Genomic DNA, 15,929 nt, shown 5'->3' on the forward strand with positions numbered 1-15,929 from the left:
TGGGTAGTTAAATAGTGGCAGATAACAGTCAAACAACAGATTTAACCGTAAGCGATAGCAATGACCACGCACTTATTGCAGGTTCTGAGCTAGACGGAGAAGGGCAAAATACCGATTTAGGTGAGCGCAGTTCATCGAAGTTCGACATGTCTGTCGGTGATCTCGACTTGCTTCGTCAAGTCGTCTTAGTCCTTTCTATCTCGATCTGTGTAGCGCTTATTGTAATGCTGTTTTTCTGGGTAAAAGAACCAGAAATGCGTCCATTAGGCGCTTACGAAACAGAAGAGTTGATCCCGGTTCTTGATTACTTGGACACACAGAAAATTGAGTACTCTCTTGAAGGGAACACGATCTCGGTACCGGCAAGTGAATATAATTCATTAAAGCTTAATATGGTTCGAGCTGGTTTGAACCAAGAGCGAAACACCGGTGATGACATTCTCATGCAAGACATGGGTTTTGGTGTATCACAACGTTTAGAGAAAGAGCGTCTTAAATTAAGCCGTGAAAGACAGCTCGCTAAAGCTATTGAACAGATGAAGCAGGTACGTAAAGCTCAAGTTTTACTTGCCTTACCTAAGCAAAGTGTCTTTGTTCGTCACAATCAAGAAGCCTCTGCCTCAGTATTCCTGACACTTAAAACGGGGACGAACCTCAAGCAGCAAGAAGTTGATTCTGTTGTGGACATGGTGGCTAGTGCCGTTCCGGGGATGAAAACTTCGCGAATTACGGTGACCGATCAGCATGGCCGACTTTTGAGCTCTGGCTCTCAGGATCCAATGTCAGCGGCACGCCGAAAAGAGCACGAGTTAGAGCGTAATCAAGAGCAAGCGCTGCGTGAAAAAATTGACTCTATTTTGATCCCGATTCTAGGGTTTGGCAATTACACGGCTCAGGTTGATATTCAACTCGACTTTAGTGCTGTGGAACAAACAAGAAAGCGTTTTGATCCAAATACTCCAGCAACCCGAAGTGAATACACATTAGAAGACTATAATAACGGCAACGTTGTGGCTGGTATTCCAGGGGCTTTGAGTAACCAGCCTCCTGCTGATGCTTCGATTCCTCAGGATGTGGCTCAGATGAAAGATGGTACGATGATGGGGCAAGGTTCGGTTCACAAAGAAGCGACCCGCAACTTTGAGCTGGACACGACCATTAGTCATGAGCGAAAACAGAGCGGCACGGTTAATCGTCAGACCGTATCTGTCGCAATCAAAGATCGCCAATCATTGAACCCTGATACGGGAGAAGTGGTTCACACCCCAATTCCAGCAAGCGAAATTAACGCGATACGTCAGGTATTGATTGGAACTGTGGGTTTTGATGAAAACCGCGGTGATTTACTCAATGTTTTAAGCATGCAATTTGCACCTCAAGTAACGGATATTGTTGCTGACGTACCAATTTGGGAGCATCAACACTTTAATGATTGGGTTCGTTGGTTTGCGAGTGCGTTGGTTATTATTGTTGTCGTATTGGTGCTTGTTCGCCCTGCAATGAAAAAACTGCTTAACCCAGCAGCAGACGATGACGAGCAAATGTACGGACCCGACGGCATGCCAATTGGTGCTGACGGCGAAACTAGTTTAATTGGTGGTGATATTGAAGGTGGTGAGTTATTTGAATTTGGTTCAAGTATCGACCTACCTAACCTTCACAAAGATGAGGACGTACTGAAAGCAGTACGTGCACTTGTAGCGAATGAACCAGAGCTAGCAGCTCAAGTAGTTAAGAATTGGGTGGCAGATGGCTAACGAAATTGTTCCACAACAAGCAGAAGGTGGTGAGCTTGATGTCGCAAGTGTCGATATCGAGTCTATCTCAGGCGAAGAGCGCGCTGCGATCTTGTTGCTAAGTTTAAGTGAAGAAGATGCTGCGGGTATCATTCGCCATCTAGAACCTAAACAGGTTCAGCGTGTTGGTAGTGCAATGGCACGTTCAACGGATTGGTCTCAAGAAAAAGTAGGTGCTGTGCACCGCGCTTTCTTAGATGATATTCAGAAGTACACCAACATCGGTATGGGCAGTGAAGACTTCATGCGTAATGCGTTGGTGGCTGCTCTAGGTGAAGATAAGGCGAATAACCTTGTTGATCAGATCCTTTTAGGTACTGGTTCTAAAGGTTTGGATTCTCTTAAGTGGATGGATCCTCGTCAGGTGGCAAGCATCATCATTAACGAGCACCCACAGATTCAAACGATCGTATTATCTTATCTGGAATCGGATCAGTCTGCGGAGATCTTATCTCAATTCCCTGAGCGTGTTCGCCTTGATTTGATGATGCGTATTGCTAACCTTGAAGAAGTTCAACCTTCAGCTCTCGCTGAATTGAATGAAATCATGGAGAAACAGTTTGCGGGTCAAGCGGGTGCTCAAGCTGCCAAAATTGGTGGCCTGAAAGCCGCTGCTGAGATCATGAACTACATGGACAATAATGTAGAAGGCATCTTGATGGGGCAAATTCGAGATCAAGACGAAGACATGGCAACGCAGATCCAAGATCTTATGTTTGTCTTTGAAAACCTTATTGAAGTTGATGACCAAGGTGTTCAGCGATTGCTGCGTGATGTTCCACAAGACGTTCTACAGAAAGCGCTTAAAGGTGCTGATGAAAGCCTACGTGAGAAGATCTTCAAGAACATGTCTACGCGTGCAGCTGATATGATGAGAGACGATATTGAGGCGATGCCGCCAGTTAAAGTCTCTGATGTAGAAGCGGCTCAGAAAGAGATCTTGGGTATTGCGAGGAAGATGGCAGACAGTGGCGAGATTATGCTGTCTGGTGGCGCCGACGAGTTCCTTTAATACAGAAACCTCAAGAGCCCCACATTGTTGGGGCTTTTCTTTATCCAGCCTCAAACCACAGATTAACTACCGTGTAATTGCTTGAATCTACAACGCAGTTGGACGCACTCATAGATAGGTACTGATATGTCAGGTGATAGAAAACGCGGCTTCCTTCGCCCTGAAGAAGATAATACGGTTGCCCAGCCTCAGAAATGGGGGCTGCCTGACTATACCTCTGATGTGAATAAGCAAGCCAAAGAAACGGCTTTTAACTACGATCCTGGTTGGATGCCGACGGTTGAAGAAGCCATCGAAGATGAAGAACTGGTTCTAACTGAAGACCAAATCGAACTGATCAAGCAAGGGGCTTATCAAGAAGGGCTTCATCAAGGGCAAGAAGCTGGTTTTAAACAAGGGTACGACAAAGGCAAAGAAGAAGGGTTTGCTGCAGGCCACGAAGAAGGCAACCAAGCCGGAAAACTTGAAGGTGTGACTGCGGGTCAAGAGTACATTCAACAGCAAGTTGCCATCTTTATGGGACTCGCCAACCAATTCGCTCAACCATTAGAGTTGATGAATGCTCAGGTTGAGAAGCAATTGGTCGACATGGTACTGACCATGGTTAAAGAAGTGGTTCATGTTGAAGTGCAAACCAACCCACAAATTATATTAGATACCGTGAAAGAATCGGTAGAGTCACTGCCAATCTCAGGTCACGCGATCACATTGAAGCTAAACCCTGAAGACGTTGCAATAATACGCTCAGCGTATGGTGAAACGGAATTGGACTGTCGTAATTGGACGTTGGTATCAGAGCCTGCACTTAACCGTGGTGATGTCCAAATTGAAGCGGGTGAGTCGAGTGTTAATTACCGCATGGAAGAGCGCGTGAAGAACGTCATTCAAAGCTTCTGTGGTGTAAACCGTCATCAAGGTCATGAGTAATGCTTGAGTTGGCGAACCGTCTCAGTCAATACAAAGTCGAAGGACTAAAGTCGCGACCAATTGCTTCAGGCAAACTCGTTCGTGTTGTTGGTCTAACGCTTGAGGCGACCGGCTGTAAAGCACCTATCGGCAGCTTATGCTTGGTCGAAACCATGTCTGGTCAGATGGAGGCCGAAGTCGTCGGCTTCTCTGGCGATAACCTGTTTTTGATGCCGAGTGAACAAATTACTGGGATCTTACCAGGTGCTCGCGTGACACCGATGACATCAGAAAGCGGTATCCCTGTTGGAATGGAGTTACTTGGTCGTGTTATCGATGGTGTCGGTAATCCACTTGATGGGCTAGGTCCAATCTATACCGAGCAACGCGCTTCATTTAACGCCGAGCCAATCAACCCTTTAGCTCGTAAACCTATCTCTGAGCCACTTGACGTTGGCTTGAAAGCGATTAATGGCTTGTTAACGGTGGGCAAAGGGCAGCGTATCGGCTTGTTTGCGGGTTCCGGTGTTGGTAAGTCGGTCACGCTTGGGATGATGACTCGTGGTACAACCGCGCAAGTGGTTGTAGTGGGGTTGATTGGTGAGCGTGGACGCGAAGTAAAAGAATTTATTGAAGAGATCCTTGGCGAAGATGGTCGTAAGCGATCTGTTGTGGTCGCTGCTCCTGCGGATTCATCGCCATTAATGCGATTGAAAGGCTGTCAGACCGCACTGGCTGTAGCCGAGTACTTCCGCGACCAAGGTTTAGATGTACTACTACTGATGGACTCATTGACCCGTTTCGCTCAGGCGCAGCGTGAAATTGCTCTGTCTGTCGGTGAACCGCCAGCGACTAAAGGTTATCCGCCATCAGTATTCGCCAAGCTTCCTGCGCTGGTGGAACGAGCGGGTAACGGCAACGACGAACAAGGTTCTATCACCGCTTTCTTTACCGTGTTAACCGAAGGTGATGACTTACAAGACCCTATTGCCGATGCATCGCGAGCGATTCTAGATGGTCACATTGTTTTATCTCGTGAGATGGCGGATGCTGGGCATTATCCTGCGATTGATGTTGAGAAATCGGTCAGTCGTGTTATGCCTCAAATCACCACTGAAGAACATGTCTTGATGTCGAAAGCGGTTCGCCAAGTGTTGTCTATTTGTCGTAAGAACCAAGATTTGGTATCGATTGGCGCCTATAAACCGGGGACAGACCCAGCTATTGATAGTGCCTTTACCTTGAAACCTAGATTGGATGAGTACTTACAACAGAAAATGAAAGAAACGGTTCCGTATGACATGTGCGTTAACATGTTAAAGCATGTGTTAGGCGGTTAGGCCGTGTTGAATAAGGTCAATCATGGATAACGCGTTAGAATTTCTTCTCGATCAAGCGAAAGACCAAGAGAACCAAGCCGTATTGGCGCTGAATCAAGCGAATGTCGAGCTTCAGGGTTACTACGAACAGGTTGAACAGATCGAAAAATATCGACTTGATTACTGTCAGCAACTTGTTGACCGAGGTAAGGCCGGATTAACCGCTAGCCAATATGGTCACTTAAACCGTTTCTTAACGCAATTAGATGAAACGCTCTCTAAGCAGAGAGAAGCGGAACACCACTTTAAGAATCAGGTCGATAACTGCCAAAGCTATTGGATGGAGTTACGAAAAAAGCGTAAATCCTACGAGTGGTTGATGGAGAAAAAGCAGAAAGAGAAAGCAAGGCTGCAAGACCAAAGAGAGCAAAAGCAAATGGATGAGTTCTCGACTCTGTTATATAGCCGAAAGAAAATGTGACCTTAAACCTCGAATGACGCAGGTGCTGTTATCCAGATGGCATAATTAAAATTTATAGGCATGTTTCTTGCTCTGTCTTATATAAAATTGCGCGTTGTGTCTAGCTAAGGCATGAATCGTATCCGACTTTCTTTTTGTTGTCTGATTCATGGCAGCAAAGCTAGTAGATAGAGCTTGTATATATGAATGTTAGTCTTTCCTCAAATTCAGCGACCAACAAAACGTCATCGTTGTTGGACTCCGGTTCTGCCTCTTCAAAGGTAGAAGATACTGGAGACTCTAAAGGCTTCTTTGAGTCTTTCAAAGAAGCACTAGGCTTTGAAGAAAGTGACAGTAAAGTCGCAGCAAAAGACGCAGAAATCACCGCGAAACCTGATGCTAAACAGGCCTCTACCGAAGGTGAAGCGTCAGCCGAAGCGAACAAAGGTGATTCAGCTGAATCAAAGGCTACTGACGAAGTGAACGAAGCGCAAAGCAAGCAAGCAGCTTCAGAAGTAGAAGGCGAGAAAGCTGCTGAGGAAATATCTGCAGAGGCTGCGTCTGGATCTGAGGCTGAGCTCAAAGCCAATTCGGGTACTGATAGCACTGTCGCTGATAAAACTGTCGCAGATAAGGCGGATGGTAAAGATGCGCAGGTTACGACGAATGATTCTAAAGAACAGGTTGCTCAATCCCAAACTCAGGGTACATCAGCTGTAGATGGCTCTGCGCAAGCATCGCAAGCTAATGCAGCGATGAATGAAGGCAATAAATTGCTTGGTCAATTGGATGAGGCAAACAAAACTCTAAATCAAGCGCCAAACGGCAAAGGCTTGCCTCAGCAAGGTCAGGTAGATAAAGCCCAAGGTAATATCTCCGGTGCTTCAGTTGCAGTAGCCTCCGTTACGGATGAGGCGACACAGCAAACGAATGCAGCAACCCAAGAGAATAGTCTAGAGGTGGATTCTGAAATCGCTGTTCTTACCGGAGGTAAGGGTGTGTCTCAGCTGACCGATGATGAAATCCGACAGTTGATGGATAAAGGCGTCACTCCAGAACAAATTGAAGCCAGTATGAACCGAGAGCTGAGTCAAAAGAACGCGGCTAGTGCCGCGGTGGCCGAACAGAGCCAAGCGATCTCAGCTGCGGATATTGAACTAGCCAAGCAGGTTGATGCCCATACCAAAGCACTAAAACAATTGAATGGACAAATCGAATCAGAACAGTCTGTTGTCGATAGCTTGCTTAAGAAGCAACAAAGTGGTGCTAAGTTGACGGTTGATGAGCAAGCCGCTTTGGCTAAAGCGACCTCTAACTTAGACCTGTTGAATCAACAGCTCACTAACGTTCAACAACAAGCAACGGCTTTGCTAAATCAAGCCCCGGCTGTGAACAGCGCGTCTGGTGAACCCGCTGCTATTGATTGGGATAATACGGATTCAAGCGAAACTAAAGCCTTAGCTGCGGCAGCATCAACAGCAGCTGTAGCGACGGCTGCACAACAAGTGTCAGCGCAGGCCACTTCTCAATCAGCAAGCAATGCTCTTGCGGATAAAGCGCTAACACAACAGGCTGCTCAACAATTGACGTCTCAACAGGGGAGTGCAGCTCCTACGCAACAGCAAGCAGCCTTAGATCCTAGTTTGACGGCACAAAGCTTAGCGATGAATGCAGCACCAGTCGCTACCAAGGCGGGTGCGACTGATGCGCTTCTTAAAGCAGGGGCGGGTGCCGCAGCATTATCAGGCTTGGGTAAAGCTGGCGCGAAAGACGATTCTAAAGACTCGACCTTTGCTCAGCAGATCGCTTCTGCGGCAGGTGCGCAAGGTACAGCCACAGTAGGTTCAGCTCCGACACGAGCAGAAATTCAAGCGGCTCAACAGGCTCCTTTACAGCTCACTAAAGAGCTAGCCAACGAGCAGGTGGCAGAAAAAGTACAAATGATGATGTCTAAGAACCTTAAGAACTTGGATATCCGTCTTGACCCACCAGAGTTGGGGCAGATGAAAATTCGCATGACCATGAATAATGACGTGGCGAACGTGCACTTTACTGTCGGTAGCCAACAAGCGAGAGAGGTTATTGAACAAACCTTACCTCGTTTGAGGGAGATGCTTGCTCAGCAAGGGATGCAGCTTGCTGAGTCTTCAGTTCAGCAACAGAATTCTGGTCAGGGACAAGACAGGTACAACAATGGTGAGCAACAATCAGGCTCTAACCGTATAAATGATGGTCAAGGTGATGAAAACCTTGATAGCAACAGCAATCTTGAATTGAATGTCACGTCAAAGCGTGATGGAATTAGTTATTATGCCTAGTATCAGGCTAAAACACTTAGCTAATGGAAAGAACCGTTAGTTTATAGAAGAACAGTTAGTTAATAGAAAGTACCGTTAGTTAATAGAAGAACAGGAAGTTAGAGCTGAATATGGCAGAAGAACAAGAAACACCGAAAGGAAAGAGTAAGCTTCTTATTATCGTTATCGCGGTTGTTGTGCTGTTACTTGGAGGTGGTGGTGCCGCATTTTTCTTAATGGATTCCGATGATAAAACTGAGAGTGCTGGATCGTCAGCTGAGGTTCAATTCATGGACGCTGATCCAGTGGTCTATGTTAATGTGCCTCAAGCTTTCTTATTTAACGTTACGGGCGATAAGAAAGATCGCTTAGTTCAGATAAAAGTACAGCTGATGGTACGTGGTATGAAGAATGAAGTTCTCGCTCGATACCACTCTCCACTTGTTGAAAGCGCACTACTTGCTACATTCGCTTCGGCGACGGTCGATCAATTACGATCTCCTGCCGGCAGAGTTGAACTGCGGAACAAGGCGACTGAAGATATTAAAGCAAGCTTAACTCAAGCTGTTGGCCAGCCGGTCATTGAAAAAGTGTTATTCACTGACTTTGTAATTCAATAGGTAATATGTGACCGATTTATTAAGCCAAGACGAAATTGATGCGCTATTACATGGCGTTGATGATGTTGAAGACGTTGAAGATGTCTTAGAAACCGAAAGTGACAATACGGTCAATTTTGATTTCTCATCACAAGATCGAATCGTTCGTGGTCGAATGCCGACCCTTGAACTTATTAACGAGCGTTTCGCACGTCATATGCGTATTAGCTTGTTTAATATGTTGCGTAAGACGGCTGAAGTGTCGATCAACGGCGTACAGATGATGAAATTTGGTGAGTACCAGAACACACTCTATGTACCCACAAGTTTAAACATGGTTCGCTTCCGCCCGTTAAAAGGTACTGCGCTAATCACGATGGAAGCTCGGCTAGTTTTCATTCTCGTAGAGAACTTTTTTGGTGGTGATGGTCGTTTTCACGCCAAGATTGAAGGTCGCGAATTTACACCAACAGAAAGACGAATTATTCAGTTACTACTGAAAATTGTTTTTGAAGATTACAAAGAAGCTTGGTCTCCCGTGATGGGCGTTGAGTTTGAATACTTGGACTCTGAAGTAAACCCAAGTATGGCTAACATTGTGAGCCCTACCGAAGTGATTGTTGTGAGTTCATTTCACATTGAAGTCGATGGCGGTGGCGGTGATTTCCATGTGGTTATGCCTTACTCAATGGTTGAGCCGATTCGTGAACTGCTGGATGCTGGTGTCCAATCAGATAAAATGGAAACCGACGTTCGTTGGAGTTCAGCATTGCGTGATGAAATCATGGATGTGCCAGTCAACTTCCGTGTCAATTTGCTCGAGCAAGATATCTCTTTGCGTGATTTGATGGAACTTCGTCCTGGGGATGTTATCCCGATGAATATGCCTGAGCATGCAACCATGTTTGTTGAAGAACTGCCGACCTATCGTGTGAAAATGGGCCGTTCTGGAGAGAAGCTCGCGGTACAGATTTCTGAAAAAATTGAAAGACCTCATGTGGTCAAAACCGATCTCGCTTTTCTTGGCAAAGACTTAATGTCTGAGCTGGAAAATAGCGAAGATGAAGAATAGCAAAGTAGATAAAAGTATAGGAATTGGTAATGGAACCTAGTGAAGATCAAAAGCTAGCAGACGAATGGGCTGCAGCACTTGGTGAAGACCCTTCAGCACCGTCAATCGATGTTGATGATGTTCTCGCAGCACCACTTGATGAGTTAACCGACTCATCGTCTCCAATTTCAGAAGATGAGCGTCGTAAGCTGGATACCATTATGGACATCCCAGTGACTATCTCAATGGAAGTCGGCCGCTCTCAAATTAGTATCCGTAACTTACTTCAATTGAACCAAGGTTCGGTTGTTGAGCTAGATAGAATTGCTGGTGAGTCACTTGACGTGATGGTTAACGGCACTCTGATTGCTCATGGAGAAGTGGTTGTGGTGAATGACAAATTTGGTATTCGTTTGACAGACGTTATTAGTCAAACAGAACGAATTAAGAAGTTGCGTTAATGAGCTTCTTGTCTCAGAGACTGGCGGGCTCTTCTCTCGGAATGACAGGTTTTTCTCGCAGAGTCTTGGGAGTAGGGCTACTTGCTACTCCTTCTATTGCCTTTGCGGCAACGCCTCCTTCTCTCGATTTAGCGACCACCTTTGGGTCGCTAATTTTCGTTATAGCCTTCATTTTATTTATTGCTTGGCTACTGAAGCGAATGCAAGTGCCTGCGATGTCGAATCAACAAGGTTTGGCTATTATTAGGCAAATTCCGGTAGGCACAAAAGAACGTATCGCTATTGTACAAGCGGGTGATGAACAGTTCTTGGTAGGCATTACCACACAATCGATTCAGCTGATCTCTAAGCTCGATAAACCTCTTACTCAGGAGATGCTGGAAAAAAGTACATTTTCAAGTCAGCTTTCCCAGCTAATAAAAAAAGATGCAAACAAGTAACGGATTTTTGAATCCATTTTACTTTTGCCATGCCGGATTTTTCCGTACGGTGAAAGTGTGGTTGGTTCAGCTCATTATATTCTGCTCTCTCGTATTTAGCGTGTCAGTATTTGCACAGGTTGAAGATGGCACTGTCATTCCTGCGAATACCGCTGGATCTGAGTCGGTCACCATCAGTACGATGCAGCAAGATCAAGCCAAATCGAAGACTATGACCACTGGTAGCTTAACCGGTAATGGTGGCGGCATACCTGCATTTACCATGACCACCAATGCCAATGGCGGTGAAGACTACTCGATTAACCTGCAAATTCTTGCGTTAATGACCATGCTTGGCTTCTTGCCGGCGATGGTTATTTTGATGACATCGTTCACCCGCATTGTGGTTGTGATGTCTATTTTGCGTCAGGCAATGGGTCTTCAACAAACACCTTCAAACCAAGTGATTATTGGCATTGCGATATTTCTGACCTTCTTCATCATGTCGCCAGTAATCAGTCAGGTAAATGAACAAGCTGTTCAGCCTTATTTGAATGAACAGATATCAGCGCGACAGGCGTTTGATGTTGCCCAAGGGCCGATTAAGTCTTTTATGCTTAAACAGACTCGAATCAAAGACCTTGAAACTTTTGTTGAAATTTCAGGAGCGGAAGTGACGAATCCTGAAGATGTTTCAATGGCGGTTCTGATTCCTGCGTTTATCACGTCTGAATTGAAAACAGCTTTCCAGATAGGCTTTATGCTGTTCTTGCCGTTCCTAATTATCGACTTGGTGGTAGCATCAGTTTTGATGGCCATGGGTATGATGATGTTGTCACCAATGATTGTATCGCTGCCGTTTAAGTTGATGTTGTTCGTCCTTGTTGATGGTTGGAATTTGATACTCTCCACACTCGCCGGCAGTTTTGCCTTGTAGCTGGGGGAAGCATGAATCCTGAAATATTCGTAGATTTGTTCCAAGATGCCCTTTGGATGGTACTAATTATGGTTTGCGCCATAATTATTCCTAGCCTGCTGATTGGTTTGGTTGTGGCTGTTTTCCAAGCGGCTACTTCGATTAATGAACAAACTTTAAGTTTCCTACCACGTTTGATCGTGACGTTATTAGCGTTGATGATGTTTGCACATTGGATGACGCAAATGATGATGGAGTTCTTTTTCGAACTCATCGAACGCTTGCCACAAGTTCTGTACTAATTCGATATGGAATACCCAACGAGCCTTGTACTAGAGTGGTTAGCCAATTATTTTTGGCCCTACACTCGCATCTCAGCCATGCTGATGGTGATGACAGTAACCGGTGCACGCTTTGTGTCGCCGCGTATTCGTCTGTATTTAGGTTTAGCGGTCACCTTTGCGGTGATGCCTGCGATCCCCGCTGTTCCTAAAGAGATTGAACTGCTCTCTTTCCAAGGTTTCTTGACTGTATTTGAACAAATCGTGATTGGCGTTGCCATGGGGTTTGTCACCCAATTCATGATTCAAACTTTCGTAATGCTCGGCCAGATCTTGGGTATGCAATCAAGCTTGGGTTTCGCCTCTATGGTGGATCCTGCTAACGGACAAAACACGCCAGTACTGGGTCAATTGTTCATGCTGCTAGCAACCATGTTTTTTTTGGAGACAGACGGTCATCTGAAAATGCTGCAGCTGGTGGTGTTCAGCTTTAAGACTTTACCCATTGGCAGTGGAAGTTTGACCTCTGTTGATTATAGAGAGCTTGCCCTGTGGCTTGGTATCATGTTCAAAACAGCACTAGCGATGTCATTGTCTGGTATTATTGCGCTGCTGACGATTAACCTTTCGTTTGGTGTAATGACGCGTGCGGCGCCTCAACTAAATATCTTTTCTTTGGGTTTCTCATTTGCGCTACTCGTGGGCCTATTGCTTTGTTGGTATATCCTTGGCGGCTTGTTTAGTCACTATGAGTTATTCTGGATACAAACCGAACAACAGATATGTCGTCTAATCAGGTTAGAGTGCTAGGAGACTAAAATGGCAGAGTCAGACGGTCAAGAACGCACGGAAGACGCCACGCCCAAACGCTTGCAACAGGCCAAAGAGAAAGGGCAGGTTGCAAGGTCAAAAGAGTTAGCGTCGGCGTCGGTACTTATTGTTGGTGCGATTGCTTTAATGTGGTTTGGTGAATCGATGGCGAAAGCTTTGTTCGAGACCATGCAACGTCTGTTTTCTCTGAGTCGGGAAGAAGTTTTTGATACCACAAAACTCCTCGAAATTGCGGGTGGCGCATTAGTGAACCTGTTGTTCCCGCTGTTCTTAATCCTGATAACCTTATTTGTTGCTGCCGTCATTGGTGCGGCGGGTGTCGGGGGGATTAATTTCTCTATGCAGGCGGCGATGCCTAAGGCGTCTAAGCTAAACCCACTCAGTGGTATTAAGCGTATGTTTGGCCTGCAGAGTTGGGTTGAACTGTTGAAATCTATCTTGAAAGTGGCACTTGTTTCGGGAATGGCCATCTATCTTATTCAAGCTTCTCAACACGATTTAATGCAACTGAGCATGGAGGTATACCCACAGAATATCTTCCACGCTTTAGATATCTTGCTTAATTTTATTCTGCTGATCAGCTGCTCTTTACTTATCGTGGTGGCGATTGATATCCCGTTCCAGATTTGGCAACACGCCGATCAGCTGAAGATGACCAAACAAGAAATTAAAGATGAACACAAAGATACTGAAGGTAAGCCTGAAGTTAAGGGCCGCATTCGTATGTTGCAAAGAGAAGCTGCCCAGCGCCGTATGATGGCTGACGTACCTCAAGCGGATGTGATTGTGACCAACCCGGAGCATTTCTCGGTGGCTCTACGCTATAAGCAGAATCAAGACAAAGCCCCCGTTGTAGTTGCGAAAGGTGTTGATCATATGGCAATGAAGATTCGTGAAATTGCCCGTGAAAATGACATCTATATTGTTCCTGCGCCACCATTGGCTAGGGCGCTTTATCACACTACCGAACTAGAACAACAAATTCCTGACGGTCTGTTTACAGCAGTTGCTCAAGTGCTTGCATATGTGTTTCAACTGAAACAGTACCGAAAACGAGGCGGAGAGAGGCCAAAACTCCAAGATTCTAATATGCCGATCCCACCTGATTTACGACATTAGATCAATTGCTTGAGCTCTGCTTGATGAACCCTGATAATAGCGGGCTAGCTAATCCTCTTTTTAAAGAGGCGATGGCAATAATTTGACGAAAAGTGTTGGTACAGTGTTTGCTATATCAACCCCGACTATTATAAGTCGGTCATTAATAACCTTAGCATTGTAAATCTGAGCATTATAATCCCGATCAGTATAAATCCTAGCGTTATAAATCCCGAGCATATAAAGCTTAGTATTATAAGCCTGTGCATTTTTAACCTATGCACTTTAAACCATAGCCACATAGCTTAGACCTGAGCCTCAAATAGCTTAGTGAGATGGCTACAACATAGCGAAACTGTCTAGACTTATGAAATTCTCCCTGCCTTTTGCGGACAAGCTGCCTAAAATTCCTAATCGTGCAATGCCTGCAATTGGCGCGCCCGTTATGGTACTTGCAACGCTCGCTATGGTGGTGTTGCCAATACCAGCCTTCTTGTTGGATATGTTCTTCACTTTCAACATTGCACTGTCTATGGTTGTGTTACTGGTTTCGGTTTATACCCGCAGGCCTTTGGACTTCGCTGCATTCCCGACCGTACTTCTGATTGCGACTCTACTTCGATTGGCTTTGAACGTTGCTTCGACACGTGTGGTATTACTCCATGGTCACGAAGGTGGTGACGCGGCCGGTAACGTTATTGAAGCCTTCGGTAACGTGGTTATCGGCGGTAACTACGCGGTAGGTCTAGTGGTGTTTTTGATTTTGATGATCATCAACTTCATGGTTGTAACCAAAGGTGCGGGTCGTATTTCGGAAGTCAGTGCGCGTTTCACCCTAGATGCCCTACCGGGTAAACAGATGGCAATCGATGCCGACTTGAATGCGGGTTTGATCGACCAAGATCAAGCTCGTACACGACGTTTTGAAGTGACCAAAGAGGCCGACTTCTACGGCTCGATGGACGGTGCATCTAAGTTTGTAAAAGGCGATGCGATCGCTGGTATCTTGATCTTATTCATCAACATCATTGGCGGCTTGAGTATCGGTATGGCTCAGTTTGACCTTGGTTTTGGTGAAGCCATTGAAATCTATACGCTACTGACTATCGGTGACGGTCTGGTTGCACAAATTCCATCGCTGCTACTTTCTATTGCTGCGGCGATGATGGTGACGCGTCAAAATACCGATGAAGACATGGGCGAACAACTTGTCTTCCAAATGTTCGATAATCCCAAAGCCCTAATGATCACTGCCGCTATCCTCGGCATTATGGGTATTGTTCCTGGTATGCCACATTTCTCATTCTTGAGCCTTGCTGCTGTAGCGGGAGCCGGTGCTTACTTTATCGATAAAAAGAACAAGGCAAAGGTAGAAGAGAAAAATCTACCTGCAACCGCTAATGCCAATGGTGATAAGCCCGCATCGCAAAAAGAACTGTCTTGGGATGATGTTCAACCCGTAGATATTATTGGTCTCGAAGTGGGGTATCGCTTGATTCCTTTGGTTGATAGAGACCAAGGTGGTGAGTTGCTTGAGCGCGTGAAAGGTGTACGGAAAAAGCTGTCTCAAGATTTTGGTTTCTTGATTCCAGCCGTACACATTCGCGATAACCTAGAACTGACACCAAACAGCTATCGAATTACCCTGATGGGGGTTGCGGTTGGTGAGGCTGAAATTAAACCGGACATGGAGCTCGCTATTAACCCTGGCCAAGTCTACGGAATGATAGATGGAGAGCCGACGATTGATCCTGCCTTTGGTCTTGAAGCTGTCTGGATTCGTGAAGAGCAGCGTGAACACGCACAAGCCTTAGGTTATACCGTTGTAGACTCTTCAACCGTACTTGCCACACACCTTAGCCAGCAGTTAACGAATAACGCTTCACAGTTGATTGGCCACGAAGAAGTTCAAAACTTACTTGAGATGCTTAGCCGATCAACACCTAAGTTGGTGGAAGGTTTTGTACCGGATCAATTACAGCTTGGTGTGGTTGTAAAAGTTCTGCAAAACCTACTAAATGAAGCGATTCCAATTCGTGATATTCGAACCATTGTTCAAACTTTGTCGGAGTACTCTTCTAAGAGTCAAGAACCTGACATATTAACTGCAGCTGTTCGTATCTCACTAAAACGACTAATTGTTCAAGAAATCAATGGTATAGAGCCGGAATTGCCAGTTATAACCTTAATTCCTGAGTTGGAACAAATCTTGCATCAAACCATGCAGGCATCCGGCGGAGAATCTGCTGGTATTGAACCTGGTTTAGCCGAACGTTTACAGACCTCACTTAGTAATGCGACACAAGAGCAAGAACTGAAAGGTGAGCCAGCGGTATTATTGACCTCTGGTGTTTTACGCTCGACTTTGGCTAAGTTCGTGAAAAACACGATTCCAAGCTTGAGAGTATTATCTTACCAAGAGATACCAGACGAAAAGCAGATACGCATAGTACAAGCTGTTGGTAATTAAGCCGCCTAATTAG

General features: G+C 45.6%; 15 protein-coding genes. All 15 read left to right on the plus strand.

Features of this window, described 5'->3' with window-relative positions; all coding sequences use genetic code 11:
- Positions 1 to 14: 14 nt before the first annotated feature.
- Complete coding sequence (gene fliF, locus K08M4_RS04155; RefSeq protein WP_086048955.1) at positions 15 to 1,757, plus strand: flagellar basal-body MS-ring/collar protein FliF; 1,743 nt, start codon at positions 15 to 17, stop codon at positions 1,755 to 1,757.
- Entirely contained in the window at positions 1,750 to 2,808 is a 1,059-nt protein-coding gene (fliG, locus tag K08M4_RS04160) for a flagellar motor switch protein FliG (protein ID WP_012603439.1), read from the plus strand. The genes fliF and fliG overlap by 8 nt, the downstream gene beginning before the upstream one ends.
- 126 nt (positions 2,809 to 2,934) lie before the next feature.
- Positions 2,935 to 3,735 (plus strand): flagellar assembly protein FliH, encoded by an 801-nt coding sequence (gene fliH / locus K08M4_RS04165; RefSeq protein ID WP_086048956.1) that lies wholly within the window; start codon positions 2,935 to 2,937, stop codon positions 3,733 to 3,735.
- Positions 3,735 to 5,054, plus strand: a complete 1,320-nt coding sequence (fliI, locus tag K08M4_RS04170) for a flagellar protein export ATPase FliI (protein WP_009848550.1) — start codon at positions 3,735 to 3,737, stop codon at positions 5,052 to 5,054. Before fliH ends, fliI begins: the two co-directional genes overlap by 1 nt.
- A gap of 22 nt (positions 5,055 to 5,076) precedes the next feature.
- Positions 5,077 to 5,514, plus strand: a complete 438-nt coding sequence (fliJ, locus tag K08M4_RS04175; protein ID WP_086048957.1) for a flagellar export protein FliJ — start codon at positions 5,077 to 5,079, stop codon at positions 5,512 to 5,514.
- A gap of 182 nt (positions 5,515 to 5,696) precedes the next feature.
- Positions 5,697 to 7,811 carry a flagellar hook-length control protein FliK gene (locus K08M4_RS04180; protein ID WP_086048958.1) on the plus strand — a complete coding sequence of 705 codons (2,115 nt, stop codon included), beginning with the start codon at positions 5,697 to 5,699 and terminating at the stop codon, positions 7,809 to 7,811.
- Between the two features lie 110 nt (positions 7,812 to 7,921).
- A complete protein-coding gene (fliL, locus tag K08M4_RS04185) occupies positions 7,922 to 8,410 on the plus strand; it encodes a flagellar basal body-associated protein FliL (protein ID WP_086048959.1) in 489 nt (162 codons plus the stop codon).
- A 7-nt stretch (positions 8,411 to 8,417) separates the two neighbouring features.
- The gene (fliM, locus tag K08M4_RS04190) at positions 8,418 to 9,461 is read left to right on the plus strand and encodes a flagellar motor switch protein FliM (RefSeq protein WP_009848546.1); all 1,044 of its coding nucleotides are present in this window, start codon (positions 8,418 to 8,420) and stop codon (positions 9,459 to 9,461) included.
- A 29-nt stretch (positions 9,462 to 9,490) separates the two neighbouring features.
- Positions 9,491 to 9,901: a flagellar motor switch protein FliN gene (gene fliN, locus K08M4_RS04195; RefSeq protein ID WP_004739851.1), complete on the plus strand. Its 411-nt coding sequence runs from the start codon at positions 9,491 to 9,493 to the stop codon at positions 9,899 to 9,901.
- The gene (gene fliO, locus K08M4_RS04200; RefSeq protein WP_065678595.1) at positions 9,901 to 10,341 is read left to right on the plus strand and encodes a flagellar biosynthetic protein FliO; all 441 of its coding nucleotides are present in this window, start codon (positions 9,901 to 9,903) and stop codon (positions 10,339 to 10,341) included. Before fliN ends, fliO begins: the two co-directional genes overlap by 1 nt.
- Positions 10,328 to 11,257 (plus strand): flagellar type III secretion system pore protein FliP, encoded by a 930-nt coding sequence (gene fliP / locus K08M4_RS04205; protein ID WP_086048960.1) that lies wholly within the window; start codon positions 10,328 to 10,330, stop codon positions 11,255 to 11,257. Before fliO ends, fliP begins: the two co-directional genes overlap by 14 nt.
- 11 nt (positions 11,258 to 11,268) lie before the next feature.
- Complete coding sequence (gene fliQ, locus K08M4_RS04210; protein ID WP_009848543.1) at positions 11,269 to 11,538, plus strand: flagellar biosynthesis protein FliQ; 270 nt, start codon at positions 11,269 to 11,271, stop codon at positions 11,536 to 11,538.
- Between the two features lie 6 nt (positions 11,539 to 11,544).
- Positions 11,545 to 12,327 carry a flagellar biosynthetic protein FliR gene (gene fliR / locus K08M4_RS04215; protein ID WP_086048961.1) on the plus strand — a complete coding sequence of 261 codons (783 nt, stop codon included), beginning with the start codon at positions 11,545 to 11,547 and terminating at the stop codon, positions 12,325 to 12,327.
- A 9-nt stretch (positions 12,328 to 12,336) separates the two neighbouring features.
- Positions 12,337 to 13,467 carry a flagellar biosynthesis protein FlhB gene (gene flhB / locus K08M4_RS04220; protein ID WP_009848541.1) on the plus strand — a complete coding sequence of 377 codons (1,131 nt, stop codon included), beginning with the start codon at positions 12,337 to 12,339 and terminating at the stop codon, positions 13,465 to 13,467.
- A gap of 346 nt (positions 13,468 to 13,813) precedes the next feature.
- Positions 13,814 to 15,916: a flagellar biosynthesis protein FlhA gene (flhA, locus tag K08M4_RS04225; protein WP_086048962.1), complete on the plus strand. Its 2,103-nt coding sequence runs from the start codon at positions 13,814 to 13,816 to the stop codon at positions 15,914 to 15,916.
- The last annotated feature ends 13 nt before the right edge of the window (positions 15,917 to 15,929 follow it).

Source organism: Vibrio syngnathi, assembly GCF_002119525.1.
In the GTDB taxonomy this organism is placed as follows: domain Bacteria; phylum Pseudomonadota; class Gammaproteobacteria; order Enterobacterales; family Vibrionaceae; genus Vibrio; species Vibrio syngnathi.

Excerpts from the sequence above, each read along its gene's own strand:
- fliG (WP_012603439.1), top strand. The coding sequence starts at position 1,750 with ATGGCTAACGAAATTGTTCCACAACAAGCAGAAGGTGGTGAGCTTGAT.
- fliH (WP_086048956.1), top strand. The coding sequence starts at position 2,935 with ATGTCAGGTGATAGAAAACGCGGCTTCCTTCGCCCTGAAGAAGATAAT.
- fliI (WP_009848550.1), top strand. The coding sequence starts at position 3,735 with ATGCTTGAGTTGGCGAACCGTCTCAGTCAATACAAAGTCGAAGGACTA.
- fliJ (WP_086048957.1), top strand. The coding sequence starts at position 5,077 with ATGGATAACGCGTTAGAATTTCTTCTCGATCAAGCGAAAGACCAAGAG.
- K08M4_RS04180 (WP_086048958.1), top strand. The coding sequence starts at position 5,697 with ATGAATGTTAGTCTTTCCTCAAATTCAGCGACCAACAAAACGTCATCG.
- fliL (WP_086048959.1), top strand. The coding sequence starts at position 7,922 with ATGGCAGAAGAACAAGAAACACCGAAAGGAAAGAGTAAGCTTCTTATT.
- fliN (WP_004739851.1), top strand. The coding sequence starts at position 9,491 with ATGGAACCTAGTGAAGATCAAAAGCTAGCAGACGAATGGGCTGCAGCA.
- fliO (WP_065678595.1), top strand. The coding sequence starts at position 9,901 with ATGAGCTTCTTGTCTCAGAGACTGGCGGGCTCTTCTCTCGGAATGACA.
- fliP (WP_086048960.1), top strand. The coding sequence starts at position 10,328 with ATGCAAACAAGTAACGGATTTTTGAATCCATTTTACTTTTGCCATGCC.
- fliQ (WP_009848543.1), top strand. The coding sequence starts at position 11,269 with ATGAATCCTGAAATATTCGTAGATTTGTTCCAAGATGCCCTTTGGATG.
- fliR (WP_086048961.1), top strand. The coding sequence starts at position 11,545 with ATGGAATACCCAACGAGCCTTGTACTAGAGTGGTTAGCCAATTATTTT.
- flhB (WP_009848541.1), top strand. The coding sequence starts at position 12,337 with ATGGCAGAGTCAGACGGTCAAGAACGCACGGAAGACGCCACGCCCAAA.
- flhA (WP_086048962.1), top strand. The coding sequence starts at position 13,814 with ATGAAATTCTCCCTGCCTTTTGCGGACAAGCTGCCTAAAATTCCTAAT.